A 25,907-nucleotide genomic window follows, 5' to 3' on the forward strand; every position below is an offset into this window, starting at 1 on the left:
TTCTTAACCGATCCGAAGCTAAATCATGCATCGCTGGTTGACTCTGCCTTCTCTGGCGCCGCTCATGTTTGTCGGCGCATGCCGGCGGCGCATCGCCGCCGCGACTCTCCTTTTCCTTATTTACGCGTTCAGCTCGCCGGCGCAGGCGGCGCTGAGCGGCGATCTGCCGCAGCGCAGCGAAGTGCAAAGCCAGCTGGAAATGCTGAACAAGCAAAAAGCCCTGACGCCGGTCGAAAAGCTCTCCCAGCAGGATTTGACCCGCACGCTGGAGCTGCTGGATGCCCTTGAGCGCAACCGGCAAGACGCCGCGCAGCTTAAACAGCAGGTGCAGCAGGCGCCGGCGAAACTCAGTCAGGTCACCGCCGAATTGGATGCGCTGAAGCAGCCGGTAGACAATGCGGCGGCGCGCGCTGCGCTGTTGCCGCTGTCGCTGCGTCAGTTGGAAAGCCGGCTGTATCAAACGCTCGACGAGCTGCAAAGCGCGCAGGAGAGCCTCTCCACCTACAACAGCCAACTGGTGTCGCTGCAAACCCAGCCCGAGCGGGTACAAAGCACCATGTACGCCGCCTCGCAGCGCCTGCAGGAGATCCGCAGCCAGCTCAGCGGCCAGACGCCGGGGCAAGATTCGCTGCGCAACAGTCAGCAGGTGATGCTGAGCACCGAGCAGGCGCTGCTCAATGCGCAGCTGGAGTTGCAGCGTAAAAGCCTGGAAGCCAATACCACGCTGCAGGATCTGCTGCAAAAGCAGCGCGATTACACCACCGCGCATATCGATGCGCTCGATCGGTCGGTGCAACTGCTGCAGGAGATCGTCAACAGCAAGCGGTTGACGCTGTCCGAAAAGACCGCCAAAGAGGCGCAGAACCCGGAAGACGCCACCGATATTCAGCACGATCAGCTGGTCAGCAAGCAGCTGGACGTCAACCGCCAACTGAGCCAGCGGCTGATCGCCGCCACCGAAGAGAGCAACACCCTGTTCCAGCAGAACATTCGGGTCAAGAACTGGCTCGACCGCGGGCTGCAGGCGGAGCGTAACCTGAAAGAGCAGATCCAGGTGCTGAAAGGCAGCCTGGTGCTGTCGCGCATTCTGTATCAGCAGCAGCAAAGCCTGCCGCAGGGCACGCTGCTGGCGGATATGGATACGCGCATCGCCGATCTGCGGCTGGAGCAGTTCGATATCAATCAGCAACGCGACGATCTGTTCAAGGGCGAAGATTACATCAACCAGCTGGTGACCGAGAGCAAGGAAAAGGCCGGCCCGGAAGTGATCGACGCGTTGAACGAGATCGTCGACATGCGCCGCGAACTGCTGGATCAGTTGAACAAGCAGCTCAGCAACCAGCTGTCGCTGTCGATCAACCTGCAGATTAACCAACAGCAGCTCACCAGCGTCTACGGATCGCTGCAGGATACGCTGACCCAGCAGATTTTCTGGGTCAACAGCAACAAGCCGGTCGATCTGGCGTGGCTGAAGGCGATGCCGGAGGCGGTGCGCGATCAGATTGCCGGGCTCGATCTCAAATTCGACGGCGGCAAGCTATTGCAGGGCGGGGTGAATGCGCTGGTGTTCCTGATCCCGCTGCTGTTGGCGATCGGGGTATTGCGTTGGCGCTACCGGCTGATCGACGGCCATTTACAAAAGCTGGCCAACGATGTGGGGCAACTGAAGCGCGACGGCCAACTGCATACGCCGAAGGCCATCGCGCTGACCTTGCTGAAGGTGTTGCCTGGCGCCGCGTTGCTCCTTGGCGTCGGTTTCTGGATGTATCGCGCAGATTTTGGCATCAGCGACTTTATCTGGGCATTGTCGCAGCAGCTGGCGCTGTCATGGCTGGTATTCGCTTTCAGTTACCGCATGCTGAAACCGGGCGGCATCGCCGAGCGGCATTTCAACTTCGGCGCCAACCTGTGCGCGCATTACCGCCGCCAGACGCTGCGGCTGGGGCTGGCGCTGCAGCCGCTGATCTTCTGGTCGGTATTGGGCGAAAAAGCGCCGCTGCGCCTGGTGGAAGACGTTATCGGCCAGATCGTGGTGATGTTGACGCTGGCGCTGCTCACGGTGCTGGTGTTCCCGCTGTGTCGCGACAGCTGGCGTGAAAAGGGCTCGCACGCCGTGCGGCTGGTGATGGTCACTGCGCTGGCCGCCACGCCGCTGATCCTGCTGGGGCTGATGTTCGCCGGCTACTTTTATACCACGCTGCGGCTGGCCAGCCGCTGGATAGACAGCCTGTATCTGTTTTTCCTGTGGAATATTGTGTACCTGACTGCCCTGCGCGGCCTGAGCGTGGCGGCGCGGCGTCTGGCCTACCGGCGCGCGTTGGCGCGGCGGCAAAACGTGGCGAAAGAGGGGGCCGAAGGCGGTGAACCGGTGGTGGAAGAGCCGCCGCTGGCGCTCGATCAGATCAACCAACAGTCGCTGCGCCTGACCACCCTGGTGCTGTTCGCCATCTTCGCCAGCGCCTTCTACGCCATTTGGTCGGATCTGGTAACGGTCATCGCTTACCTGGACAGCATCACGCTGTGGCATTACACCAGCACCGTGGCGGGCAGCAGCGTGGCGCAGGCGGTGACGCTGGGCAACATGATGGTGGCGATCGCCGCGGTGATCGTCGCCTACGTGCTCACCCGCAACCTGCCCGGTTTGTTGGAGGTGGTGGTGCTGTCGCGGCTGCAGCTGCGGCAGGGGGCATCCTATGCCATCACCACCGTGCTCACTTACCTGATTACCGCCGTGGGCGCCGTGGTTGCGCTGGGATCGCTCGGCGTATCCTGGGACAAACTGCAATGGCTGGCCGCCGGTCTGACGGTCGGGCTGGGCTTCGGCCTGCAGGAGATCTTCGCCAATTTCGTCTCCGGTCTGATCATTCTGTTCGAACGCCCGATCCGCATCGGCGATACCATCACCATCGGCACCTTCTCCGGTTCGGTCAGCAAGATCCGCATTCGCGCCACCACCATTACCGACTTCGACCGCAAAGAGGTGATCATTCCGAACAAGGCGTTCGTCACCGAGCGGCTGATCAACTGGTCGTTGTCCGATACCATCACCCGCGTGCTGATCAAGGTCGGCGTGGCCTACGGCTCCGATCTCGACAAGGTGAAAAAGGTGCTGCTGCAGGCGGCGCACGACAACCCGCGGGTGATGACCGATCCCGAACCGCAGGTGTTCTTCCTCAACTTCGGCGCCAGCACGCTGGATCACGAACTGCGGCTCTATGTGCGCGAACTGCGCGATCGCAGCTACACGGTGGATGAACTGAATCGCTCAATCGACCGCTTGTGCCGGGAAAACGACATCGACATCGCTTTCAACCAGCTGGAGGTGTATCTGCATAACCAGCAGGGCAACGAAGTGCAGGAAGTGAAAAGAACGCTGTCGCCGGACGACGGCGGCCAGACGGCGGCGGATAAGCAATGAGAGGCGAAAGGGACAGCGGCGCTGTCCCCGGTTACTGTCCGGCGGGCAGATAGGGCGAGGTGACGCCGGCGCGCTGCAGCTTTTCCTGATAATCCCGTTTGACGATATCCAGCGCCGCCAGCGCGGTAGCCGGATCGATCTCGTTGCATTCCAGCAGGTAAATCAAGTCTACCGCCAGCTGCAGTTCGGGTGAGGCGTTTTCCAGAGACATAGCACCTGCGCTTATTAATTAATGGGATGAAAAACTCGTGTCTCGGCAGAGTATAGTGAACCCGGCGCGCAACCGGGAATAATCATTAAAATATTGTGATAAATCTTCAAAAACCGTTTTCTTTGCGCTCGATATTGCGCTCGATGCGCGCCAGCGCCTGACGGCAGCGCATCAGTCTCCCCTCCAGCGCCGCCAGCTCGTGCTGCAGCTTTTGCTGCGCCGCCAGCGTGGTCTGGCACCCCAGCAGGCTTTCCCGATCCTGAATCATGGCGATCAGCCGGCGTTCGTAGTCCTGATGTTCGGTCAGTTTGTGGTACAGATCGGCCTCGGGGGCTTCTTTCGGCTGGTTCTTGCGCCGCAGCGCCTGGGTTGCCAGCTCGCGCTGCAGGGCAGAGATTTGAGCCACCAGTTTTTCGGCCAGAAAGGCCACCTGGCTGGTGCGGTTGTCGTTGGCGGCGCTTTGCAATTGGCCGAAATTTTTCTCCACTTCGGCCAGGTAGTCGCGCAGCCGCGTGCCGCGATTGGCGAACAGGGCGGCGTCGAAGCGCGCCTGCGGGATCGGAACGTCGCCGCGCGGGGTCACTTCGGCCGCCAGCGCCGCGATCTGCTGTGCCAACACCTGTAATAGACGCTGAGTGCTCACATAAGCTCCCTCTTGATTTCAACAGGCGTAAGCTTGCCCGCGATCCTGCCGTGAAACAAGCGCCGTACGCATATTCCGCCGGCGCGGCGCCGATGCTACAGTAGGCGGCAACCGATTGAGGAGCGAAGAGCCGCATGACGCGTGGGTTATTGATCATTTTGGGTTGGCTGGCGGTGGTGCTGGCGACGTTGGGCGTGGTGCTGCCATTGCTGCCGACCACGCCGTTCCTGCTGTTGGCCGCCTGGTGTTTCGCCCGCTCTTCGCCGCGCTTTCATCACTGGCTGCTGTACCGCTCCTGGTTCGGACCTTATCTGCGCCACTGGCAGCAGCATCGCGCGCTGCCGCCGGGGGCGAAGTGGAAGGCGGTGCTGGTTATTGTACTTACCTTCGCCTGTTCGCTGTGGCTGGTGAAAATCTGGTGGGTGCGCGGGCTGTTGCTGCTGATGCTGGCTATTTTGCTGACCTTTATGCTGCGCCTGCCGGTTATTGACCTGCCGCAACAAAAACAGCGCTGATTGTGCGCCGCTGGTTGCATTTGTCCGCCAGTTTGCATAGATTTGGGCGTTTTCGTGCGCGGATCGCCTGCCATTTCTTCTCCGGTGTGTTTCACCCGGGGGCGGCGGGTGAGCGGCGCGCCGGTTTTCAGGCAGTTTTATCAGGCAACAATTATGACCGCTACTGCGCAGCAGCTTCAGTTTATTAAAGACAGTATCAAAACCATCCCGGATTATCCGAAGCCGGGCATCCTGTTCCGCGACGTGACCAGCCTGCTGGAAAACCCGTTGGCCTACGCCGCCAGCATCGAGCTGCTGGTTGAGCGCTATCGCGAAGCGGGCGTGACCAAGGTGGTGGGTACCGAAGCGCGCGGTTTCCTGTTCGGCGCGCCCGTCGCGCTGGCGCTGGGCGTCGGTTTCGTGCCGGTGCGCAAACCGGGCAAACTGCCGCGCGCCACGCTCAGCGAAAGCTATGAGCTGGAGTACGGCACCGACAAGCTGGAGATCCACACCGACGCCATCACTGCGGGTGACAAAGTGCTGGTGGTGGACGATCTGCTGGCGACCGGCGGCACCATCGAAGCGACCACCAAACTGATCCGCCGTCTGGGCGGTGAAGTGAACGACGCCGCGTTCATCATCAACCTGCCAGATCTGGGCGGGGAAGCGCGTCTGAACAAGCTGGGCATCGATTGCTACTGCCTGGTGGACTTCGCCGGCCATTGATGCGGCATTGCCCCTTGGGCACAACGGCCTCGCGGATCGCCGCGGGGCTGTGTTAGCATGACCCTCCAGATTCCTCGACTTCTCCGGTATTAATGAGCTATCAGGTTCTCGCCCGTAAGTGGCGCCCTCAAACGTTCGCAGACGTGGTCGGCCAGGAACATGTCCTGACCGCGCTGGCCAACGGCCTCTCACTGGGGCGGATCCATCACGCCTATCTGTTCTCGGGCACGCGCGGCGTGGGGAAAACCACCATCGCCCGCTTGCTGGCCAAAGGCCTGAACTGTGAAACCGGCATCACCGCCACGCCGTGCGGCCAATGCGACAACTGCCGCGAGATCGAGCAGGGGCGCTTCGTCGATCTGATCGAGATCGACGCCGCTTCCCGAACCAAGGTGGAAGATACCCGCGATCTGCTGGACAACGTCCAGTACGCGCCGGCGCGCGGCCGCTTCAAGGTCTACCTGATCGACGAAGTGCACATGCTCTCGCGCCACAGCTTCAACGCGTTGCTGAAGACGTTGGAAGAGCCGCCGCCGCACGTCAAATTCCTGTTGGCCACCACCGATCCGCAAAAGCTGCCGGTGACCATTCTCTCGCGCTGTCTGCAGTTCCACCTCAAAGCGCTGGACGTCGATCAGATCCGTCAGCAGCTGGAAACGGTGCTGACGGCGGAGCAGATCACCAGCGACGCGCGTGCGCTGCAGCTTCTGGCGCGCGCCGCCGACGGCAGCATGCGCGACGCGCTGAGCCTGACCGATCAGGCGATAGCCATGGGGCAGGGGCAGGTGACCGCCGCCACCGTCAGCCAGATGCTCGGCACGCTCGATGACGAGCAACCGCTGGCGATCCTCGAAGCGCTGGTCAGCGCCGACGGCGAAAAGGTGATGGCGCAGGTCGCGCAGGCCGCTTCGCGCGGCGTGGACTGGGAAAATCTGCTGGTGGAGACGTTGGCGCTGCTGCATCGCATTGCGATGGTGCAGCTGTTGCCTTCGATGCTCGACAACCAGTACGCCGCCGTGGAGCAACGGCTGCGCGAGCTGGCGCGAACCCTGCCGCCGGCCGATGTGCAACTTTACTACCAGACGCTGTTGGTGGGCCGCAAAGAGCTGGCCTATGCGCCGGATCGCCGCATGGGGGTTGAGATGACCCTGCTGCGTGCGCTGGCGTTTCACCCGAAAGCGGTGATCCCGGAGCCGGTGGCGTTGGTGCAGACCGCGCCGGCGCCGATGGCGCAGCCGCAGGCCGCCGCTTCACAACAGCCGCCGCAGTTTCAGGACGCGCCGCCGCCGCTAGGGCAGCCGGCCGCGCCACAGCGACAATCATCGGCCCCTTTACCGGATGCCACCGCCCAGCTGTTGAAAGCGCGGTCCCAGCTGCAACGGCAGCAGGGAGCATCCACACCAAAAAAGAATGAGCCGGCGGCGCCAGGAATAGCGCGGCCGGCAAACTCGGCGCTGGGGCGTTTGGCTTCCGTGACCGAGCGCAGCCAGCAGCGCCTGGCGGAGAAGAAGGTGCCGGAAAAACCGGCGAAACCGGAAGCCTATCGCTGGCGCGCGCAGACCGAGCCGGAAGCGGCGCCGGAACCGCTGGCGACGCCGAAAGCGCTGCGTACGGCGTTGGAGCACGAGAAAACGCCGGAGCTGGCCGCCAAGCTGGTGGTGGAGTCGCTGGAGCGCGACGCCTGGGCGGCGGAAATCGATAAGCTGAAGATCCCAAAATTGGTGCAGCAGCTGGCGTTGAACGCCTTCAAGCAGCAGCCGGAGCCGGGCAAAATTAACCTCCATCTGCGGTCTTCGCAGCGCCATCTGAATTCGCCTTCGGCGCAGAAGACGCTGGCCGACGCGCTCGGTGAGCTGTACGGCGGCCCGATTGAGCTGACCGTGGTGGAGGACGATAATCCGGCGGGGCGGACCCCGCTGGAATGGCGACAAGCCATCTATGAAGAAAAGCTGGCGCAGGCGCGCCAGTCCATCGAAGCGGATACCAACATTCAGACGCTGCGCCGATTCTTCGACGCGGATCTGGATGAAGAGAGTATTCGTCCCCTTTAAACGCCGCGCGAGGTGCGCGGCCCTAGCGACGAGAGACGACTATGTTTGGTAAAGGCGGTCTGGGCAACCTGATGAAGCAAGCCCAGCAAATGCAAGAAAAAATGCAGCAGATGCAGGAAGAAGTCGCCAAATTGGAAGTGACCGGCGAATCCGGCGCGGGCCTGGTGAAAGTCACCATCAACGGCGCGCACAACTGCCGCCGCGTGGAGATCGATCCTAGCCTGATGGAAGACGACAAAGAGATGCTGGAAGATCTGATCGCCGCTGCGTTTAACGACGCCGCGCGCCGCATCGAAGAGACTCAGAAAGAGAAAATGGCTTCCGTCTCCAGCGGCATGCAGTTGCCGCCTGGCTTCAAGATGCCGTTCTGATGCAAACCAGCCCGCTCCTTGAATCCCTGATGGAGGCGTTGCGCTGCCTGCCGGGCGTCGGCCCGAAATCGGCGCAGCGCATGGCGTTTCAGCTGCTGCAGCGCGATCGCAGCGGCGGGATGCGCCTGGCGCAGGCGTTGACGCGCGCGATGTCGGAGATCGGCCACTGCGCCGACTGCCGCACCTTCACCGAACAGGACGTCTGCACTATTTGCGCCAATCCGCGCCGTCAGCAAAACGGCCAGATTTGCGTGGTGGAAAGCCCGGCGGATATCCACGCCATCGAGCAGACCGGCCAGTTCGCCGGGCGCTACTTTGTGCTGATGGGGCATCTGTCGCCGCTGGACGGCATCGGGCCGGGCGATATCGGTCTGGATCGCCTGGAGCAACGGCTGGAAAAGGAAAGCATCACCGAAGTGATCCTCGCCACCAACCCGACGGTGGAAGGGGAAGCGACCGCCAACTACATCGCCGAGATGTGCGGCCAGTATGGCGTGCTCGCCAGCCGCATCGCCCACGGCGTGCCGGTGGGCGGCGAGCTGGAGATGGTCGACGGCACCACGCTGTCGCATTCGCTGGCCGGGCGCCACGCCATCAAGTTCTGATGTTTTCCCGGATGGGGCCGCCCGGCCCCACCGTTTTTTGCCAAAAAATTCCCGCTGTCCGCTTGAAAAACAACACCCTGACCCTCATCTGATCCTCATTGTTCGATTTTGGTAGCCATTGTCTTTTGAGGTAATCAATGAGTATGAAAGGTCAAGAAACCCGCGGGTTCCAGTCTGAAGTAAAACAGCTGCTTCATTTGATGATCCATTCGCTGTACTCCAACAAAGAAATTTTCCTGCGCGAGCTGATTTCCAACGCCTCTGACGCCGCCGACAAGCTGCGCTTCCGCGCCCTGTCCGCGCCAGAGCTGTACGCCGGCGACGGCGAACTGCGCGTACGTTTGTCCTTCGATAAAGAGCAGCGCACCCTGACCATCGCCGACAACGGCATCGGCATGCGCCGCGAAGAAGTGATTGAAAACCTCGGCACCATCGCCAAGTCAGGCACCAAAGCGTTCCTGGAGTCCATCGGTTCCGATCAGGCGAAAGACAGCCAACTGATCGGTCAGTTCGGCGTCGGTTTCTATTCGGCGTTCATCGTGGCGGACAAAGTGACCGTGCGCACCCGCGCCGCCGGCGCCGCCGATGACGAAGGCGTGTTCTGGGAGTCCGCCGGCGAAGGCGACTACACCATCGCCGACATCACCAAAGAGACCCGCGGCACCGAAATCACCCTGCATCTGCGCGAAGGCGAAGATGAGTACCTCGACGCCTGGCGCCTGCGTTCGGTGATCGGCAAATATTCCGATCACATCGCCTTGCCGGTGGAGATCGAAAGCAAAAACGAAGAAGACGACACCGTCACCTGGGAGAAGATCAACAAGGCGCAGGCCCTGTGGACCCGCAGCAAGGCTGACGTGACCGACGAAGAGTACAAAGAGTTCTACAAACACATCGCCCACGACTTCACCGATCCGCTGAGCTGGAGCCACAACCGGGTGGAGGGCAAGCAGGAATACACCAGCCTGCTGTACATCCCGGCGCAGGCGCCGTGGGACATGTGGAACCGCGATCACAAGCACGGCCTGAAGCTGTATGTGCAGCGCGTGTTCATCATGGACGACGCCGAGCAGTTCATGCCCAACTACCTGCGCTTCGTGCGCGGCCTGATCGATTCCAACGATCTGCCGCTGAACGTGTCGCGCGAGATCCTGCAAGACAGCCGCGTGACGCAAAACCTGCGCGGCGCGCTGACCAAGCGTGTGCTGCAGATGCTGGACAAGCTGGCCAAAGACGACGCCGAAGGCTACCAGAAATTCTGGCAGCAGTTCGGTCTGGTGCTGAAAGAGGGCCCGGCGGAAGACAACGGCAACCAGGAAGCGATCGCCAAATTGCTGCGCTTCGCGACCACCCACGGCGACAGCTCGGCGCAGACCGTATCGCTGGAAGAGTACGTCGGCCGCATGGCGGAAGGCCAGGAGAAGATTTACTACATCACCGCCGACAGCTACGCCGCGGCCAAGAGCAGCCCGCACCTGGAGCTGTTCCGCAAGAAAGGCATCGAAGTGCTGCTGCTGTCCGATCGCATCGACGAGTGGATGATGAGCTACCTGACCGAGTTCGACGGCAAGCCGTTCCAGTCGGTCAGCAAGGCGGATGAAGCGCTGGATAAACTGGCGGATGAAACCGAAGAGCAGAAGGCCGCCGAGAAGCAACTGGAACCATTCATCGAACGCGTGAAAACCCTGCTGGGCGATCGCGTGAAGGATGTGCGCCTGACGCACCGCCTGACCGATACGCCGGCGATCGTCGTGACCGACGCCGACGAAATGAGCACCCAGATGGCCAAGCTGTTCGCCGCCGCCGGCCAGCAGGCGCCGGAAGTGAAGTACATTTTCGAGCTTAATCCGGAACATGCTCTGGTCAAACGCGCATCCGACGTGGGCGAAAACGAACATTTTGCCGAATGGATCGACCTGCTATTGGATCAGGCGCTGTTGGCTGAACGCGGCACGTTGGAGGATCCGAACCTGTTCATCCGCCGCATGAATAAGTTGCTGTCCGCCTAAAGTTGAAGATATGCGCCCTTAACGGCACCGTTAGGGGCGCATTTTCGGTTTTTCCCCACCTTTTCTCGCCTTTTGTTCGTCGGTTTTTTTGCACATTCCGCAATCGATTTCCTTCGCGCGCCTTGAGCCTGCCCCCCCTGAAATGGTATCGTTGAGCGTTTTCGCAATTTTATAAAAACTACATAGCAAGGGGATTTACGCAATGCGTATCATTCTGCTGGGCGCTCCGGGCGCTGGTAAAGGTACTCAGGCTCAATTCATCATGGAGAAATACGGCATTCCGCAAATCTCCACCGGTGATATGTTGCGCGCAGCCGTGAAGGCCGGCAGTGAACTGGGCAAGCAGGCGAAAGAGATCATGGACGCCGGCAAGCTGGTGACCGATGAACTGGTGATCGCGCTGGTCAAAGAGCGCATCGCTCAGGAAGATTGCCGCAAGGGCTTCCTGCTGGACGGTTTCCCACGCACCATTCCGCAGGCTGACGCGATGAAAGAAGCCGGCATCAACGTGGACTTCGTGCTGGAGTTCGACGTGCCGGACGAGCTGATCGTTGACCGCATCGTTGGCCGCCGCGTGCACGCGCCGTCTGGCCGCGTATACCACGTGAAGTTCAATCCGCCGCAGGTGGAAGGCAAAGACGACGTGACCGGCGAAGAGCTGACCACGCGCAAGGACGATCAGGAAGAGACCGTACGCAAGCGTCTGGTGGAATACCATCAGATGACCGCGCCGCTGATCTCTTACTACAGCAAAGAAGCGGCAGCGGGCAACACCCAATACCGCAAAATCGACGGCACCCGCAAGGTGGCCGAAGTGAGCGCAGAGCTGGCGACCATCCTCGGTTGATCGCAAGCGCATTGTGCATGACGCCGGGCCCGTGGCCCGGCGTTTTTTTTGCCGTTTTGCCGCCAAATTGTGATCGCGGCGGCTTGTTGCAACCGTGCCCGTTAATCGCCCACGCCAAATGGCGTATAACAAGCCTGCGTTTTCACCCTCAGCAGGGAGCCGGGCATGCTCAGACAAACCAATCTTCTGGCGGAAGCCACCGCGCGCCAGATCGTCCAGCGGGCGATGGGCATCATCAGCCATTCCGTCAACGTGATGGACAGCAACGGCGTGATCATCGCCTCCGGCAACCCGCAGCGCCTGTTCCAGCGCCATGAAGGCGCGGTGCTGGCGCTGGCGGAGAATCGGGTGGTGGAAATCGACCGCGCCACCGCCGAGCACCTGAAGGGCGTGCGGCCCGGCATCAACCTGCCGTTCAGCTTTCGTAACCAGCGGGTGGGGGTGATTGGCATTTCCGGCGAACCGGCCGAGGTGCGCGCCTACGCCGAGTTGGTCAAGATGGCGGCGGAGATGATGGTAGAGCAGGCGGCGCTGCTGGATCAGCACCAGTGGGAAAAGCGCTACCGGGAAGAGCTGGCGAACCAGCTGTTGCAGCCGCAGCCGAACACGGCGTCGCTGGAAGCGATGGCGGCGTATCTGGGATTGGATCTGCGCCAGACGCGCATCGTGTGGATCGTCGAGCTGCAAGAGGCGCAGCCGCACCTGTTGCGCGAGCTGTTGGCGGAGTTGGAGGCCACCCAGCGCGACGCGTTGATCGCCATTACCGGCTTCAATGAAATGACCCTGTTGCGCCCGGCCTGCATGGCTCAGGGCGAATGGAGTTTGAAGCTGGAGCGCCAGCAGGCGCAGCGTTTGCAAAATCAGCTTAAACACCGCTTTCGGGTGCGGCTGATCGTCGGCGGTTTTTATGACGATCCGCAAAGCGCCTACCGTTCCAGCCTGACGGCGCGCGCCACCCAGGCAATGGCGCAGCGCCTGAAACTGCGTCACGCCACGCTGTTCTACCACGACTATCCGTTGCCGTCGCTGCTGTGCGATCTGGGAGAGGACTGGCGCGCGCAAGAGCTGGGGCGCCCCTGGCGGACGCTGGGCGAACAGGATGAAAAAGGCGTGCTGCGCAGTACGCTGCGCCACTATTTTTCGCAGAATTGTGATCAGACGCAGACCGCCGCGCAGCTGCATATTCATGTCAATACCCTGCGTTATCGCCTGCAGCGCATTGAAGCGATAACCGGCATGAAAATCAATCAATTAACTGACTCTCTGCGGTTGTTTATCGGCATGCTGATGCACGACTGAGTTGTGCCAACCCACAAATTCCGCGCCGTTCCCCCGGCGCTTTTTTGTTGTTTCCCCTCAGGCCAACGTCGGGCGCGCGCGATATGTTGGCCTGCACATCAACCACGGAGAAAACAACAATGACAACCGTATCCACTCTGGGGGCGCTGGTGGCGTTAGCCGTCGCCATCGTCCTGATTCTACGCAAGGTGCCGCCGGCTTACGGCATGATCGCCGGCGCGCTGGCGGGCGGGCTGTGCGGCGGCGCCGACCTGGTGCAGACCGTGACGCTGATGATCGGCGGGGCGCAGGGCATCACCAACGCCGTGATGCGAATTTTGGCGGCGGGGGTATTGGCCGGGGTGCTGATCGAATCCGGCGCGGCGCACACCATCGCCGAAACCATCGTGCGCAAGGTGGGCGAAACCCGCGCGTTGCTGGCGCTGGCGGTGGCTACACTTATCCTGACGGCGGTGGGGGTGTTTATCGATGTGGCGGTGATCACCGTCGCGCCGATCGCGCTGTCGATCGCCCAGAAGGCCGGCATTTCACGCGCGGCGATCCTGCTGGCGATGATCGGCGGCGGCAAGGCCGGCAACGTGATGTCGCCTAACCCGAACACCATTGCGGCGGCGGACAACTTCCATGTGCCGCTCACTTCGGTGATGATGGCCGGCATCGTGCCGGGGCTGTGCGGCCTGGTGGTGGCCTATCTGCTGGCGCGTCGCCTGAGCGATAAAGGCAGCAGGGTGATGGCCGAAGAGCTGACTCAGCATGCCGAAGGAGCGCGGCCGGGTTTTGCTGCGGCGATCAGCGCGCCGCTGGTGGCGATCCTGCTGCTGTCGCTGCGGCCGATCGCCGGGATCGCCGTCGATCCGCTGATCGCGCTGCCGGTCGGCGGGTTGGCGGGTGCGCTGCTGATGGGGCGCATTCGTCAGTGCAATCAGTTTATGGTTTCCGGCCTGTCGCGCATGGCGCCGGTGGCGATCATGCTGCTCGGCACCGGCACATTGGCGGGCATCATCGCCAATTCGGCGCTGAAGGATGTCTTGATTAACGGCTTAACGCACACCGGGCTGCCGGCCTGGCTGCTGGCGCCGCTGTCCGGTGCGCTGATGTCGATGGCGACCGCCTCGACCACCGCCGGCACCGCCGTCGCCTCCGGGGTGTTCAGCTCCACGCTGCTGGAACTGGGGGTGAGCGGGTTGGCCGGCGCGGCGATGATCCACGCGGGCGCCACGGTGCTGGATCACCTGCCGCATGGCAGTTTCTTCCACGCCACCGGCGGCAGCGTCAATATGGCGGTGCACGAGCGGCTCAAGCTGCTGCCGTATGAAACGTTGGTGGGGTTCACCATCGCGGCAATCTCGGCGCTGATGTTTGGCGTATTTAACCTGGCGGGATAAGGAACAGTGATGAAAGCGCTGAAAAAAGTGGTTATTGCTCCGGATTCTTTCAAAGAGAGCCTGAGCGCGCTCGGCGTCGCCGACGCCATCGAACGGGGATTCCGTCAGATTTATCCGCAGGCGCACTACGTGAAGCTGCCGATGGCGGACGGCGGCGAAGGCACGGTGGAGTCGATGGTGGCGGCCACCGGCGGCGAGATCGTCCAGGTAACGGTCACCGGGCCGCTGGGGGAGCCGGTACAGGGATTCTATGGTCTGCTGGGCGACGGCGAAACCGCGGTGATTGAAATGGCCGCCGCCTCCGGACTGCATTTGGCGCCGCCCAACCGGCGCGATCCGCGCATCACCACCAGTTACGGCACCGGCGAACTGATGCTGGCGGCGCTGGAACGCGGCGTGAAGGCGATCATTCTCGGCATCGGCGGCAGCGCCACCAACGACGGCGGCGCTGGGATGATGCAGGCGCTGGGCGTTAAATTGCTGGATAAGGATGGTCGCCCGCTGCCGGTGGGCGGCGCGGCGCTGGCGCAGCTGGCGCACCTCGATCTCGCCGGGCTGGATGCGCGTTGGCAACGGGTGAGCGTGACCGCCGCCTGCGACGTCGATAACCCGCTGTGCGGCGAAAAGGGCGCGTCGGCGGTATTCGGGCCGCAGAAGGGGGCGACGCCGGAGATGGTGGCGCAGCTCGATGCGGCGCTGCATCACTATGGCGAACTGCTGGAACGGGAAACCGGCCGCGCCGTGCTGACCCAGCCAGGGGCGGGTGCGGCGGGCGGCATGGGGGCGGCGCTGCTCGGCATGCTCGACGCGCGTTTGCGGCCGGGCATCGAGATCGTCACTGAAACCCTGCGCCTGGATGAGGCGGTGCGCGATGCCGATCTGGTGATCACCGGCGAAGGGCGGCTGGACAGCCAGTCGATTCACGGCAAAACGCCGATCGGCGTGGCGCGGGTGGCCAAGCGTTACGGCGTGCCGGTGATCGCCATCGCCGGCAGCCTGACGCCGGATTATTCGGTGGTGCATCAGCACGGCATCGATGCAGCGTTTTCGGTGCTCGATCGCATTGTGACGCTGGAAGAAGCGCTGGCGGGCGCCGATCGCAATCTGCAGGTGACGGCGCGCAACGTGGCGGCGGTATGGCAGCTGGCGCAAGGAAGAAGCCCACAGGCATAGCCTGTTGCTGTTATCGGTTTCGATGCAGGACTTTTCCGTTACAATAGCCGGCATTAATGGCTGCTGACATCCCGACCCAGAACGGAATGCCGGCCGGAAAGGAAATGAGGGGAACTGAGATGAAGCAAGAGAAACACGGCGTATTGCTGGTGAACCTGGGCACGCCAGATGCGCCGACCTCGTCGGCGGTCAAACGCTATCTGAAGGAATTCCTCAGTGACGATCGCGTGGTCGACACGGCGCCGCTGATCTGGTGGCCGATCCTCAACGGCGCGATCTTGCCGATCCGTTCGCCGCGCGTGGCGAAACTCTATCAGTCGGTGTGGATGGAAGAAGGCTCGCCGCTGCTGGTGTACAGCCGCCGCCAACAGCGGGCGCTGGCGGCGCGCATGCCGAATACGCCGGTGGAGCTGGGCATGAGCTACGGTTCGCCGAGCCTGGCGGAAGCCATCGACAAGCTGCTGGCGCAGGGCGTGACCAACCTGGTGGTGCTGCCGCTCTATCCGCAATATTCCTGTTCCACCAGCGCGGCGGTATGGGATGGCGTGGCGCGGGTGCTGAAAGGTTATCGCCGCTTGCCTTCTGTGGCCTTCATTCGCGATTACGCCGAACACCCGGCCTATATCGCCGCGCTGCAACAAAGCGTGGAGCGCTCGTTCGCCGAGCACGGCCAGCCGGACCGGCTGGTGCTGTCTTTCCACGGCATCCCCAAACGTTATGCGCGGCTGGGCGACGACTACCCGCAACGCTGCGAGGATACGCTGCGTGCGCTGAGCGCCACGCTGCCGCTGGCGCCGGAGCGAGTGATGATGACGTACCAATCGCGCTTCGGCCGCGAGCCTTGGCTGACGCCGTACACCGATGAAACCCTGAAGGGGTTGCCGGCGCAGGGCGTGAAGCACATTCAACTGATTTGCCCCGGCTTCTCGGCAGACTGCCTGGAAACGCTGGAAGAGATCAAAGAGCAGAACCGCGAGATATTCCTCAAGGCGGGCGGCGAGAAATTTGAATACATCTCTGCGTTGAACGACGAGCCGGCGCATATTGACATGATGCAGCAACTGGTGGCGCAGCGTCTGTAATCATCCATAATCTGTCTATTAGATGCATCGTGATCGGGCGGGGATGTGTTAACATTCTCCGCTTGTTAAACCGCCACCACCACCAATCACATGAAATTTCCTGGTAAACGCAAGTCCAAACACTATTTCCCGGTGAGCGCCCGCGATCCGCTTCTGCAGCAGGCCCAGCCCGAAAGTGAAATCAGCACCTCGTATATTGTCGGCATCGACCAGACGCTGGTGGATATCGAGGCAAAAGTGGACGATGCTTTTGTCCAGCGTTACGGCCTGAGCCTGGGCCACTCTCTGGTGATCGAAGACGACGTCGCCGAGGCGCTGTATCAGGAACTGAATGAAAACAACCTGGTCACCCATCAGTTCGCCGGCGGCACCATCGGCAATACCATGCACAACTATTCGGTGCTGGCGGACGATCGTTCGGTACTGCTCGGCGTGATGTGCAGCAACGTGAAAATCGGCAGCTACGCCTACCGTTATCTGTGCAATACCTCCAGCCGCACCGATCTTAACTATTTGCAGGGTGTTGATGGCGCCATCGGCCGCTGTTTCACGCTGATCGGCGAAAGCGGCGAGCGCACCTTCGCCATCAACCCTGGCCAGATGAACCAGCTGCGCCCGGAAAGCATTCCTGAAGAGGTGATCGCCGGCGCGTCGGCGCTGGTGCTGAGCTCTTATCTGGTGCGCTGCAAGGAAGGGGAGCCGATAAAGGACGCGACCCTGCAGGCGATCGAGTACGCCAAAAAACACGATGTGCCGGTGGTGCTGACGCTGGGCACCAAGTACGTGATCGCCGACAACCCGCAGTGGTGGCGCGACTTCCTGAAGGAAAATGTGACGATTCTGGCGATGAACGAAGACGAAGCGCTGGAGCTGACCGGGCTGAGCGATCCGCTGACCGCGTCGGACATGGCGCTGGAGTGGGTGGATCTGGTGCTGTGCACCGCCGGGCCGAATGGCCTGTATATGGCGGGCTACACCGAAGAAGCCAATAAGCGCCAGACCCAGCACCCGCTGTTGCCGGGGCATATCGCCGAGTTCAACCGCTACGAGTTCAGCCGCGCCATGCGCCGCGAGCACTGTGAAAATCCGCTGCGCGTTTATTCGCACATCGCGCCGTATATGGGCGGGCCGGAGAAGATCATGAACACCAACGGCGCCGGCGACGGCGCGCTGTCGGCGTTGCTGCACGATATCGCCGCCAACGGTTATCACCGCCATAACGTGCCGAACTCCAGCAAGCACGTGCGCAGTTACCTGACATACTCTTCGTTGGCGCAGGTGTGCAAATACGCCAACCGCGTCAGCTACCAGGTGTTGAACCAGCATTCGCCGCGTCTCACTCGCGGCCTGCCGGAGCGCGAAGACAGCCTGGAAGAGTCCTATTGGGAGCGTTAACCCGCTGAAAAAGAAAAGGTCCGGCATGCCGGACCTTTTTTTATGCACGGTGCCTCAGATCGGGCAGCCCCCCATTTTTTCTTCTTCGCTCAGGGTGTCCAGCTGCAGGATGTTCAGCATGCTGTTAGCGATCTCCCGTTCGCCCATCACCACCTGATTGGCGCCGCGATCGGTGATGTAGGCCACCTCGTCGTCGTAGTGGGCGCGGGCGATGATCTCGATGTTCGGCCGCTTGGCGCGCGCCGAGGCGACGATCTCGCCGGCCTCATAGCCGTTGGGGATGGTCAGCAGCAGCCAGCGCGCGCAGTCGAGCCGCGCCAGATCCATCACTTCCGGATTGGCGGCGTTGCCCAGCACCGTCTTGATACCCTGTTCGCGCAGCGCTTCCACCCGCGGGCGGGAATTCTCGATCACCACCAGCGGAATGCCCGCCTCGGCCAGTTTGCCGCCCAGCAGGCTGCCGACGCGGCCGTAGCCGACCACCAGCGCGTGATTGCACATATCCACCGGGATCTGTTTCTCTTCTTCCACCGCCTCTTCGAGGATTTGCTCTTCGATGGTTTCGGTTTTGGCCAGATAGCGTTCCAGCAGGGTGAACAACAGCGGGTTGAGCATGATGGACAGGATGGCGCCGGCCAGCACCAGATTGCGGCCGTGCTCCGACATCATGCCGAGCGCGATGCCGAGGCCCGCCAGAATAAAGGCGAACTCGCCGATCTGCGCCAGGCTGGCGGAAATGGTCAGCGCGGTGCGCTTGGAGTGACCGAACATTTTCACCAGCAGGAACGCGGCGGCGGATTTGCCGAACACGATGATCGCCAGCGTCGCCAGCACCGCCAGCGGTTCGTTAATCACGATCATCGGATCGAACAGCATGCCGACCGAGACGAAGAACAGCACCGCGAACGCATCGCGCAGCGGCAGGGTGTCGTGCGCCGCGCGATGGCTCAGTTCGGACTCGTTCAGCACCATGCCGGCAAAGAAGGCGCCCAGCGCGAAGGAGACGTCGAACAGCTTCACCGCGCCGTAGGCGATGCCGAGCGCCAGCGCCAATACCGCCAGGGTGAACAGTTCGCGCGAGCCGGTGCTGGCGGTTTTCGACAGGATCCATGGCACCAGGCGGCGGCCGACCACGATCATCAGCGCGATGAAGGCGATGACTTTACCGATGGTCAGCGCCAGCTCCATCAGCAGCTGGCTGCTGCTGGCGTTGTCGTTGCCCAGCATATTGCCGAAGGCCGGCAGCAATACCAGCGTCAGCACCATCGCCAAATCTTCGACGATCAGCCAGCCGATGGCGATTTGCCCGCGCTGGCTGTCGATCAGTTGCCGTTCCTCCAGGGCGCGCAGCAGCACCACGGTGCTGGCGGTGGAGAGGCAGAGGCCGAACACCAGACCGGAGATCAGATCCCAGCCGAGCAGCTTGGACAGCCCCATGCCGAGCAGGGTAGCGACGGCTATCTGCGCCACGGCGCCGGGAATGGCGATAGATTTTACTGCGAGGAGGTCTTTCAAAGAGAAGTGCAGGCCAACACCGAACATCAACAGGATAACGCCGATTTCCGCCAGTTCCGGCGCCAGTGAGGTGTCGGCGACGAAACCGGGGGTGAACGGGCCGGCGAGCACCCCTGCGGCCAGATACCCCACTAGAGGGGAAATGCGCAGGCGGTTCGCCAGCATGCCGAGGAGGAAGGCGAGTACTAACCCTCCGACGATGGTGGTGATGAGCGGTGTTGAATTATGCATCCATACTCCTTCTGGCTATGCATCGCGGCACGGGAGAATCGCAACAAAGTTACGAAAAGATACATTTAGTTTATTGCATTTGTTCGCGGCTTGCTTGGCTAATTTGGCCTTTTCTGTAAAAAAACAGAGGATCTCACTTAAGGCGCGGCAATGAGGGGGTTTTGGACCAGATAAACCAAATAATATTGATTTATCCGTAGGATAACCCGGATGAATAAATAATTTCATCCGGGCGGTTCGCGGGGTTATTGCGGTTTATGCTCCATATTGGGCAGTAATGCGGTGATAATGCCGATCAGCGGTAGGAAAGCACAGATTTGGTAGACCAGTTCGATACTGGTCAAATCGGCGACATAACCAAGAACTGCCGCACCTAACCCGCCCATACCGAAAGCAAAACCGAAGAATAAGCCGGAAACCATGCCCACTTTACCGGGGATCAGCTCCTGAGCGTAGACCAGAATGGCGGAGAACGCCGAGGCGAGAATAACCCCGATGATCACCGTTAAAATGCCGGTCCAATAGAGGGATGCATAGGGTAAAACAAGGGTAAACGGTGCAGCGCCGAGAATAGAGCCCAAAATCACGTATTTACGTCCTATCTTGTCGCCAAGAGGCCCGCCGATAATGGTGCCAGCCGCTACCGCGAACAGGAAAGCGAACAGGTGAATTTGGGCATTCTGCACCGAAACGCCGAACTTATGTATCAGATAAAAGGTGTAATAGCTGCTTATGCTGGCCAGATAGAAGTATTTGGAGAAAATCAGCACCAGCAGGATGCCCAGCGAGTAGGCGACGGTACGTTTTGGCAGCGGTTTCAGCAGCGACGGGCTTTTCGGCTGCCCTTTAGTTGCCCGATGCTGATGTTGATACCACTTGCTGACCTGCAGCAACACCACGATCGCCAGCAGCGCCGCCAGCGAGAACCAGGCGACGTTGCCCTTGCCATAAGGCGCGATGATCAGCGCCGCCAGCAGCGGGCCGAGCGAGCTGCCGAAGTTGCCGCCGACCTGGAACAGCGACTGCGCCAGGCCGTGCCGCCCGCCGGAGGCCATGCGCGCCACGCGCGAGGATTCCGGGTGGAAGACCGATGAGCCGGTGCCCACCAGCGCCGCCGCCAGCAGCACCAGCGGGAAGGTGCTCGCCACCGACAGCAGCAGCAGGCCGGACAGGGTAAAGCCCATGCCGATCGGCAGCGAGTAAGGCTGCGGGTGTTTATCGGTGTAATACCCGATCAATGGTTGCAGCAGCGAGGCCGTTAGCTGATAGGTCAGGGTAATCATGCCGATCTGCACGAAGCTGAGGTGGAAATCGGCTTGCAGGATCGGGTAAATCGCCAGGATCAGCGACTGGATCATATCGTTGAGCAGGTGAGACACGCTGATGGCGCCAAGGATGGAGAAGGCGGTTCCCTTCACCGCACTGCCCTTGGCGGGCGGCATCGCGCTTTGGCTACTGTCGGTCATATTATTATTAGCCTGATAAGTTGTTGAGCACAGAGATGACATCTTAGGCAGGACGTTCAATTTTTACCATATCTGAAATAATCAGACTCACATCGCAAAAATTTGAAATCAGCTGTCATTAATTCGCGCTACAATTTCGGCCTCATCATAAAAGCCATTTAATACACGGAGATCCGCCATGCGTTTTTCGCTGAAAACCACCGCATGCGCGTTGGCCGTTTCCCTGACGTTGCTGTCGGGGGCCGCCAGTGCCTGGGAAAAGGATAAGACCTACGCCATTACCATTCTGCACACCAACGATCATCACGGTCACTTCTGGCAGAACGATCACGGTGAATATGGCCTGGGCGCGCAGAAAACGCTGGTGGACGGCATTCGTCAGGAAGTGGCGGCGCAGGGCGGCAGCTTGCTGTTGTTGTCCGGCGGCGATATCAACACCGGCGTGCCGGAATCGGATCTGCAGGACGCCGAGCCGGACTTCCGCGGCATGAACCTGGTGGGTTACGACGCGATGGCGATCGGCAACCACGAATTCGACAACCCGCTGAGCGTGCTGCGCCAGCAGGAGAAGTGGGCGACCTTCCCGCTGCTGTCCGCCAATATCTATCAGAAAAGCACCGGCCAGCGCCTGTTCAAGCCTTACGCCTTGTTCGACAAGCAGGGCATCAAGATTGCCGTGATCGGCCTGACGACCGACGACACCGCCAAGATCGGCAACCCGGAGTACTTCACCGACATGGAATTCCGCGTGCCGGCGCAGGAAGCGAAGCAGGTGGTGGAGCAACTGCGTAAGGACGAGAAGCCGGACGTGATTATCGCCGCCACCCACATGGGGCACTATGACAACGGCGAACACGGCTCGAACGCGCCGGGCGACGTGGAGATGGCGCGCAGCCTGCCGGCCGGATATCTCGACATGATCGTCGGCGGCCACTCGCAGGATCCGGTGTGCATGGCCGGCGACAACCGCAAGCAGGCGGATTATGTGCCGGGCACGCCGTGCTCGCCGGATCGCCAGAACGGCACCTGGATCGTGCAGGCGCACGAGTGGGGCAAATACGTCGGGCGCGCCGATTTCGAATTCCGCAACGGCGAGCTGAAGCTGGTGCATTATCAGCTGATTCCGGTGAACCTGAAGAAGAAAGTGGAGAAAGCGGACGGCACCAGCGAGCGGGTGTACTACACCCAGCAGATTGCGGAAGATCCGACCATGATGAAGTTGCTGACGCCATTCCAGGATAAGGGCAAGGCGCAGTTGGAAGTGAAGATCGGCAGCGTCAACGGCAAGCTTGAAGGCGACCGCAGCAAGGTGCGCTTCGTGCAGACCAACCTGGCGCGGGTGATGCTGGCCGCGCAGAGGGAGCGCGCCGACGCCGACTTCGCCGTGATGAGCGGCGGCGGGGTGCGCGATTCAATTGAAAGCGGCGATATCACCTACAAGAATGTGCTCAAGGTGCAGCCGTTCGGCAACACCCTGGTGCATGTCGATATGAAAGGCCGCGAGGTTGAGCAGTACCTGGCGGTGGTGGCCAACATGAAGCCGGATTCCGGCGCCTACGCCCAGTTCGCCAACGTCAGCCTGGTGGCGGACGGCAAGGGCGTCAGCGAGGTGAAGATCAATGGCCAGCCGCTGCAGGCGGATAAAACTTACCGCATGGCGACGCTGAACTTCAACGCGCTGGGCGGCGACGGCTATCCGAAGCTGGACGGGCTGCCGAGCTATGTCAACACCGGCTTTATCGACGCCGAGGTGCTGAAGCAATACATCGAGAAACACTCGCCGCTGGATGCGGCGGCTTACGAACCGAAGGGCGAAATCGTTTATCGCTAATCGCCACCGCCGCGGCCTGCCCCATGGGCGGGCCGCCTGTTTTCCCGCCGAAAACCCCGCCTCAAACGCACGCAAAAGTCGCCGCCGCCGTCTTCCAATGATAGCCTGAGCGACAATTTGGTTTTGATAACGCAAACAGGAAGATGACATGTTGAAAACCGCAGGCTGGCTGCTGCCCGCCATCGTGGCGCTGGCGGGGTGTTCGTCATCCGGCCCACGTCACGAACAAACCCTCAGCCAGGCGCTGGCGGCCATCGGCCAGGACAAGGCGTTGGCCGGGGCGTCGAGCGGCGTGATGGTGCGCGACGCCAACAGCGGCAAGGTGCTGTATCAGGCGCACGCGGATCAGCGTTTGGCGCCGGCTTCCAACATGAAGATGTTCACCTCTCTGGCGGCGTTCGGCGTGCTGGGGGCCGATTACCGCTTTGAAACCCGGCTGCTGACCGCCGGTAAACAGCGCGGCGACACCTTGCAAGGGGATCTCTATCTGCAGGGCAGCGGCGATCCGACGCTGCATCCGGACGATCTCGACACCTTCGCCGCGGCGCTGGCGCAGCGCGGCGTCCGTCATATACAGGGGCGGTTGTTGCTGGATGCCGGCGCCTTCGATCAGACGCCATTCGGCGCCGGTTGGAGCTGGGACGATGAACCTTTCGCCTTCGCTGCGCCGATCTCGGCGCTGAACTACGCCTTTACTCCCGGCGGCGATATCAACGTGGTGCAGGTGGCGGTGCGGCCGGGCGCCCGCGCCGGCGCGCCGGGACGGGCGAGCTTCTATCCCGCCAATGACGCGGTGACGCTGGTCAACCGCACCACCACCGGCAGTGACACCGCGCTGACGTACGAGCGCCGGCCGGGCAGCAACCGGATCGTGGTCAGCGGCACCATCGCCGCGCAGGCGGAGGCCAGCTCGCGATTGATTACCGTCGATCAACCGTCCCTCGTCGTCGGCGCCTTATTGCAACATGCCCTGCGCGCGCACGGCATCACCCTGCGCGGCAAGGTTGACGAGGGCGTGACGCCGGCCGGCGCACAGCTGCTGGCGGAAAAAACCTCGCCGCCGCTCTCCCGCCTGGCCGTCACCTTCCTGAAAGTCTCCAATAACGGCTACGGCGAGATATTGACCAAGGCGATGGGCCGCAAGACGCAGGGTAAAGGGGATTGGGCCGCCGGCCTTCGGGCGATAAACGGATTTGTGCAAAGCCAGGGCGTCGCGGCCGACGCGTATCGCCAGGTGGACGGCTCAGGGCTGTCGCGCATGAACCAGATCACGCCGCAACAGCTGACGACGCTGCTGCTGGCGGCCAGAAAACAGCCGTGGTTCGCCGACTGGTATCACGCCTTGCCCGTCGCGGGCGAGCCGGGGTTGCTGGTGGGCGGCACGCTGCAAAGCCGCATGGTGAACAGCGCGGCGGCGGGGCGCGCCCACGCCAAGAGCGGTTCCATGACCGGCGTATCGTCGCTCAGCGGCTATGTCGATTCGGCGACCGGGCGGCCGCTGGCATTCGCCATCATCAGCAATAACTATCTGGTGCCGGGCGCGCAGGTGAAGGCGCTGGAGGACCGCCTGGTGGAAACGCTGGCGGCCTGTGACGACACGGTGGTGTGCCGCTGAGTACGCGGCGTCAGTCGCGTTTGGCGATGTCGGCGAAGCTGCCGGCCAGCAGGCGGCACAGATCGGCGGCGGCCAGCTCAATATCCAGCCCGCGTTTGCCGCCGGAAACGTAAATGGTGGCGAACGCTTGCGCCGGGCTGTCGATCACCGTCGGCAGCCGTTTTTTCTGCCCCAGCGGGCTGATGCCGCCCACCAGATACCCGGTGACGCGCTGCGCCAGCTGCGGATCGGCCATCTCGGCCTTTTTGGCGCCGAGGGCGCGGGCAACCTTTTTCAGATCCAACTGGGTTGCGACCGGCGTGACCGCCACTGCCAGGTGTTTGGCGTCGCCGTTCAGCGCCACCAGCAAGGTTTTGTAAACCCGATCGGCATCCAGCCCCAGCTTTTTCACCGCTTCGTCACCGAAGTTGGTTTCGTCACTGTCGTGGTGATAAGGATGAAGGGTGAAGGCGACCTTTTGTTTCTCAAGCAGAACGACTGCGGGCGTCATGATGTGTTGTCCAAAATGTCCCCAGCGGGGAAAGGGTGATAACCAGCCTTAAAAATACAAAAATCCAACCTGCCCGGCAACCTGAGCGGCTGTTACATAAAGCGGGTTGCCAAGATATTCACCGGGTTGCTACCCTGTTTACTGTAACCGTTAACACGGTTGCTATGCGTATAACTAGAATACAAGAAATTCCTCTTTGACTGGCCAATAGCGATATTGGCCACTTTTTTACCCCTGCGGCTGCAGCATCGCCGGCAGGTTATCCTCGCCGTACAGGTGCAATGCGCCAACCGCCACCACATAGTCACCGGCCGGCAGCGCCTCCAACTGACGCCGCCAGTCGCGATTGCGCTGATGCATTAGCACGTCGTACAGCCCGGCGCTGAAGGTGGCCGGCAGCGTGTCCAGCGTGCCGCGCGGTTTGGCGTCCAGCCACCAGCTCACCATGGTTTGCAGCAGCCGCGCGTTGGTATGCCAGTGTTCCAGCGTATCGCGCAGCAGCGCGATGCCGCCTTCCGGCAATTGTTCCAGCATCGCCAGCTGCTGCTGCGCGCCTTCCAGTTCGATCACCGGTTTGTCCTGCGCCCGGGCGGCCTGCAGCAGCTGATAGTCCACGCCATATTCCGCGCGCAGCCCCAGACGCTGAGCCTGGCGCGCCTGCATCATCAGCGCCACCTGCCAGCCGGGCAGGGTGGCGAAGGTGTGCGGGTCGGCGCCTAACTCATGGCACAGCGCCAACAACCGTTGATAATCTTCGGCGGACAGGCGCTGTTCCAGCGCCGGCTGTAGTTCGGCGTGGTCGAAAGGGGAGGCGGAGTCGGTGATATCGGCTTCGACGATCAGCGCGTCGGCCTGCTGCAGCCGGGCGGCCAGCCGGGGCGGCAACGGCGACATATCGACGGTGCCCATATGGATGCTGCCCACCAGATGCAGCCGACGATCGCCTGGCAGAGTGATGTCCAGCGCCGGATAAGCGTAACGTTTGGGGGAAATCAGGCCGAGAAAGGCGGCGAGGCGGCGTAACAGTTGACCCATACGGCGTGGCTCCTG

General features: G+C 61.7%; 21 protein-coding genes and 1 other annotated feature. Of the genes, 15 read left to right on the forward strand and 6 right to left on the reverse strand.

From position 1 onward, the window contains the following. The first annotated feature begins 25 nt into the window (after positions 1-25). On the forward strand, positions 26-3,418 hold the full coding sequence (gene mscK / locus ACTJJ6_RS10775; RefSeq protein ID WP_049299672.1) for a mechanosensitive channel MscK: 3,393 nt from the start codon (positions 26-28) through the stop codon (positions 3,416-3,418). A gap of 31 nt (positions 3,419-3,449) precedes the next feature. Here mscK and rsmS read toward each other — a convergent pair whose 3' ends face one another. Both rsmS and priC read right to left on the reverse strand, forming a co-directional pair. Further along, the gene (gene rsmS, locus ACTJJ6_RS10780; RefSeq protein WP_016928837.1) at positions 3,450-3,629 is read right to left on the reverse strand and encodes a pleiotropic regulatory protein RsmS; all 180 of its coding nucleotides are present in this window, start codon (positions 3,627-3,629) and stop codon (positions 3,450-3,452) included. Between the two features lie 106 nt (positions 3,630-3,735). Then, positions 3,736-4,272: a primosomal replication protein PriC gene (priC, locus tag ACTJJ6_RS10785; RefSeq protein WP_440801370.1), complete on the reverse strand. Its 537-nt coding sequence runs from the start codon at positions 4,270-4,272 to the stop codon at positions 3,736-3,738. Positions 4,273-4,406: 134 nt separating this feature from the next. Here priC and ACTJJ6_RS10790 point away from each other — a divergent pair, with 134 nt between their 5' ends. The 12 genes from ACTJJ6_RS10790 (at position 4,407) to ACTJJ6_RS10845 (ending at position 17,709) form a co-directional block, all read left to right on the forward strand. Next, positions 4,407-4,787 carry a DUF454 family protein gene (locus tag ACTJJ6_RS10790; protein ID WP_016928835.1) on the forward strand — a complete coding sequence of 127 codons (381 nt, stop codon included), beginning with the start codon at positions 4,407-4,409 and terminating at the stop codon, positions 4,785-4,787. Between the two features lie 153 nt (positions 4,788-4,940). After that, positions 4,941-5,492, forward strand: coding sequence for an adenine phosphoribosyltransferase (apt, locus tag ACTJJ6_RS10795; protein ID WP_015376864.1), 552 nt, complete (start codon positions 4,941-4,943; stop codon positions 5,490-5,492). 92 nt (positions 5,493-5,584) lie between these two features. Further along, complete coding sequence (dnaX, locus tag ACTJJ6_RS10800; RefSeq protein WP_016928834.1) at positions 5,585-7,543, forward strand: DNA polymerase III subunit gamma/tau; 1,959 nt, start codon at positions 5,585-5,587, stop codon at positions 7,541-7,543. Next, positions 6,876-6,940 (forward strand) — a sequence feature (DnaX frameshifting element). It overlaps the preceding gene by 65 nt. A gap of 41 nt (positions 7,544-7,584) precedes the next feature. Then, positions 7,585-7,914 carry a YbaB/EbfC family nucleoid-associated protein gene (locus ACTJJ6_RS10805; protein WP_004940264.1) on the forward strand — a complete coding sequence of 110 codons (330 nt, stop codon included), beginning with the start codon at positions 7,585-7,587 and terminating at the stop codon, positions 7,912-7,914. Continuing rightward, on the forward strand, positions 7,914-8,519 hold the full coding sequence (recR, locus tag ACTJJ6_RS10810; protein ID WP_004940263.1) for a recombination mediator RecR: 606 nt from the start codon (positions 7,914-7,916) through the stop codon (positions 8,517-8,519). Before ACTJJ6_RS10805 ends, recR begins: the two co-directional genes overlap by 1 nt. A gap of 143 nt (positions 8,520-8,662) precedes the next feature. Further along, on the forward strand, positions 8,663-10,528 hold the full coding sequence (htpG, locus tag ACTJJ6_RS10815) for a molecular chaperone HtpG (protein ID WP_440801375.1): 1,866 nt from the start codon (positions 8,663-8,665) through the stop codon (positions 10,526-10,528). Between the two features lie 202 nt (positions 10,529-10,730). After that, complete coding sequence (adk, locus tag ACTJJ6_RS10820; protein ID WP_004940261.1) at positions 10,731-11,375, forward strand: adenylate kinase; 645 nt, start codon at positions 10,731-10,733, stop codon at positions 11,373-11,375. 165 nt (positions 11,376-11,540) lie between these two features. Then, positions 11,541-12,674: a sugar diacid recognition domain-containing protein gene (locus ACTJJ6_RS10825; RefSeq protein ID WP_016928832.1), complete on the forward strand. Its 1,134-nt coding sequence runs from the start codon at positions 11,541-11,543 to the stop codon at positions 12,672-12,674. 119 nt (positions 12,675-12,793) lie between these two features. Continuing rightward, positions 12,794-14,059, forward strand: coding sequence for a GntP family permease (locus tag ACTJJ6_RS10830; RefSeq protein WP_033641131.1), 1,266 nt, complete (start codon positions 12,794-12,796; stop codon positions 14,057-14,059). 9 nt (positions 14,060-14,068) lie between these two features. Continuing rightward, a complete protein-coding gene (locus ACTJJ6_RS10835; RefSeq protein WP_079449600.1) occupies positions 14,069-15,232 on the forward strand; it encodes a glycerate kinase in 1,164 nt (387 codons plus the stop codon). 119 nt (positions 15,233-15,351) lie between these two features. Then, positions 15,352-16,314 (forward strand): ferrochelatase, encoded by a 963-nt coding sequence (gene hemH / locus ACTJJ6_RS10840; RefSeq protein ID WP_004940253.1) that lies wholly within the window; start codon positions 15,352-15,354, stop codon positions 16,312-16,314. Positions 16,315-16,404: 90 nt separating this feature from the next. After that, positions 16,405-17,709 carry an inosine/guanosine kinase gene (locus ACTJJ6_RS10845; protein ID WP_004940249.1) on the forward strand — a complete coding sequence of 435 codons (1,305 nt, stop codon included), beginning with the start codon at positions 16,405-16,407 and terminating at the stop codon, positions 17,707-17,709. 54 nt (positions 17,710-17,763) lie between these two features. Here the strand turns inward: ACTJJ6_RS10845 and ybaL are convergent, their stop codons facing one another. Next, positions 17,764-19,455, reverse strand: coding sequence for a YbaL family putative K(+) efflux transporter (ybaL, locus tag ACTJJ6_RS10850; RefSeq protein WP_004940247.1), 1,692 nt, complete (start codon positions 19,453-19,455; stop codon positions 17,764-17,766). Positions 19,456-19,700: 245 nt separating this feature from the next. Then, positions 19,701-20,921 (reverse strand): MFS transporter, encoded by a 1,221-nt coding sequence (locus ACTJJ6_RS10855; protein ID WP_440801380.1) that lies wholly within the window; start codon positions 20,919-20,921, stop codon positions 19,701-19,703. A gap of 178 nt (positions 20,922-21,099) precedes the next feature. Between ACTJJ6_RS10855 and ushA the strand changes: the two genes are divergently transcribed. Next, positions 21,100-22,752 carry a bifunctional UDP-sugar hydrolase/5'-nucleotidase UshA gene (ushA, locus tag ACTJJ6_RS10860; RefSeq protein ID WP_033641128.1) on the forward strand — a complete coding sequence of 551 codons (1,653 nt, stop codon included), beginning with the start codon at positions 21,100-21,102 and terminating at the stop codon, positions 22,750-22,752. A 148-nt stretch (positions 22,753-22,900) separates the two neighbouring features. After that, on the forward strand, positions 22,901-24,367 hold the full coding sequence (gene dacB, locus ACTJJ6_RS10865) for a D-alanyl-D-alanine carboxypeptidase/D-alanyl-D-alanine endopeptidase (protein ID WP_440801383.1): 1,467 nt from the start codon (positions 22,901-22,903) through the stop codon (positions 24,365-24,367). A gap of 10 nt (positions 24,368-24,377) precedes the next feature. Here dacB and ybaK read toward each other — a convergent pair whose 3' ends face one another. Continuing rightward, positions 24,378-24,857: a Cys-tRNA(Pro)/Cys-tRNA(Cys) deacylase YbaK gene (gene ybaK / locus ACTJJ6_RS10870; RefSeq protein ID WP_019454152.1), complete on the reverse strand. Its 480-nt coding sequence runs from the start codon at positions 24,855-24,857 to the stop codon at positions 24,378-24,380. A gap of 228 nt (positions 24,858-25,085) precedes the next feature. After that, a complete protein-coding gene (locus ACTJJ6_RS10875; RefSeq protein ID WP_016928824.1) occupies positions 25,086-25,892 on the reverse strand; it encodes a TraB/GumN family protein in 807 nt (268 codons plus the stop codon). Between the last annotated feature and the right edge of the window lie 15 nt (positions 25,893-25,907).

The sequence above is a fragment of the Serratia sp. 22278 genome, assembly GCF_052045405.1.
Classification (GTDB): Bacteria; Pseudomonadota; Gammaproteobacteria; order Enterobacterales; family Enterobacteriaceae; genus Serratia; species Serratia marcescens.

What these genes read in the sequence shown, in the direction of transcription:
- recR (WP_004940263.1), top strand. Translation starts at nt 7,914, where the DNA reads ATGCAAACCAGCCCGCTCCTTGAATCCCTGATGGAGGCGTTGCGCTGC.
- ACTJJ6_RS10845 (WP_004940249.1), top strand. Translation starts at nt 16,405, where the DNA reads ATGAAATTTCCTGGTAAACGCAAGTCCAAACACTATTTCCCGGTGAGC.
- ACTJJ6_RS10875 (WP_016928824.1), bottom strand. Translation starts at nt 25,892, where the DNA reads ATGGGTCAACTGTTACGCCGCCTCGCCGCCTTTCTCGGCCTGATTTCC.
- htpG (WP_440801375.1), top strand. Translation starts at nt 8,663, where the DNA reads ATGAAAGGTCAAGAAACCCGCGGGTTCCAGTCTGAAGTAAAACAGCTG.
- apt (WP_015376864.1), top strand. Translation starts at nt 4,941, where the DNA reads ATGACCGCTACTGCGCAGCAGCTTCAGTTTATTAAAGACAGTATCAAA.
- ACTJJ6_RS10825 (WP_016928832.1), top strand. Translation starts at nt 11,541, where the DNA reads ATGCTCAGACAAACCAATCTTCTGGCGGAAGCCACCGCGCGCCAGATC.
- mscK (WP_049299672.1), top strand. Translation starts at nt 26, where the DNA reads ATGCATCGCTGGTTGACTCTGCCTTCTCTGGCGCCGCTCATGTTTGTC.
- ybaL (WP_004940247.1), bottom strand. Translation starts at nt 19,455, where the DNA reads ATGCATAATTCAACACCGCTCATCACCACCATCGTCGGAGGGTTAGTA.
- hemH (WP_004940253.1), top strand. Translation starts at nt 15,352, where the DNA reads ATGAAGCAAGAGAAACACGGCGTATTGCTGGTGAACCTGGGCACGCCA.
- ACTJJ6_RS10855 (WP_440801380.1), bottom strand. Translation starts at nt 20,921, where the DNA reads ATGACCGACAGTAGCCAAAGCGCGATGCCGCCCGCCAAGGGCAGTGCG.
- ACTJJ6_RS10790 (WP_016928835.1), top strand. Translation starts at nt 4,407, where the DNA reads ATGACGCGTGGGTTATTGATCATTTTGGGTTGGCTGGCGGTGGTGCTG.
- rsmS (WP_016928837.1), bottom strand. Translation starts at nt 3,629, where the DNA reads ATGTCTCTGGAAAACGCCTCACCCGAACTGCAGCTGGCGGTAGACTTG.
- adk (WP_004940261.1), top strand. Translation starts at nt 10,731, where the DNA reads ATGCGTATCATTCTGCTGGGCGCTCCGGGCGCTGGTAAAGGTACTCAG.
- ACTJJ6_RS10830 (WP_033641131.1), top strand. Translation starts at nt 12,794, where the DNA reads ATGACAACCGTATCCACTCTGGGGGCGCTGGTGGCGTTAGCCGTCGCC.
- ushA (WP_033641128.1), top strand. Translation starts at nt 21,100, where the DNA reads ATGCGTTTTTCGCTGAAAACCACCGCATGCGCGTTGGCCGTTTCCCTG.
- ACTJJ6_RS10835 (WP_079449600.1), top strand. Translation starts at nt 14,069, where the DNA reads ATGAAAGCGCTGAAAAAAGTGGTTATTGCTCCGGATTCTTTCAAAGAG.
- ybaK (WP_019454152.1), bottom strand. Translation starts at nt 24,857, where the DNA reads ATGACGCCCGCAGTCGTTCTGCTTGAGAAACAAAAGGTCGCCTTCACC.
- dacB (WP_440801383.1), top strand. Translation starts at nt 22,901, where the DNA reads ATGTTGAAAACCGCAGGCTGGCTGCTGCCCGCCATCGTGGCGCTGGCG.
- dnaX (WP_016928834.1), top strand. Translation starts at nt 5,585, where the DNA reads ATGAGCTATCAGGTTCTCGCCCGTAAGTGGCGCCCTCAAACGTTCGCA.
- ACTJJ6_RS10805 (WP_004940264.1), top strand. Translation starts at nt 7,585, where the DNA reads ATGTTTGGTAAAGGCGGTCTGGGCAACCTGATGAAGCAAGCCCAGCAA.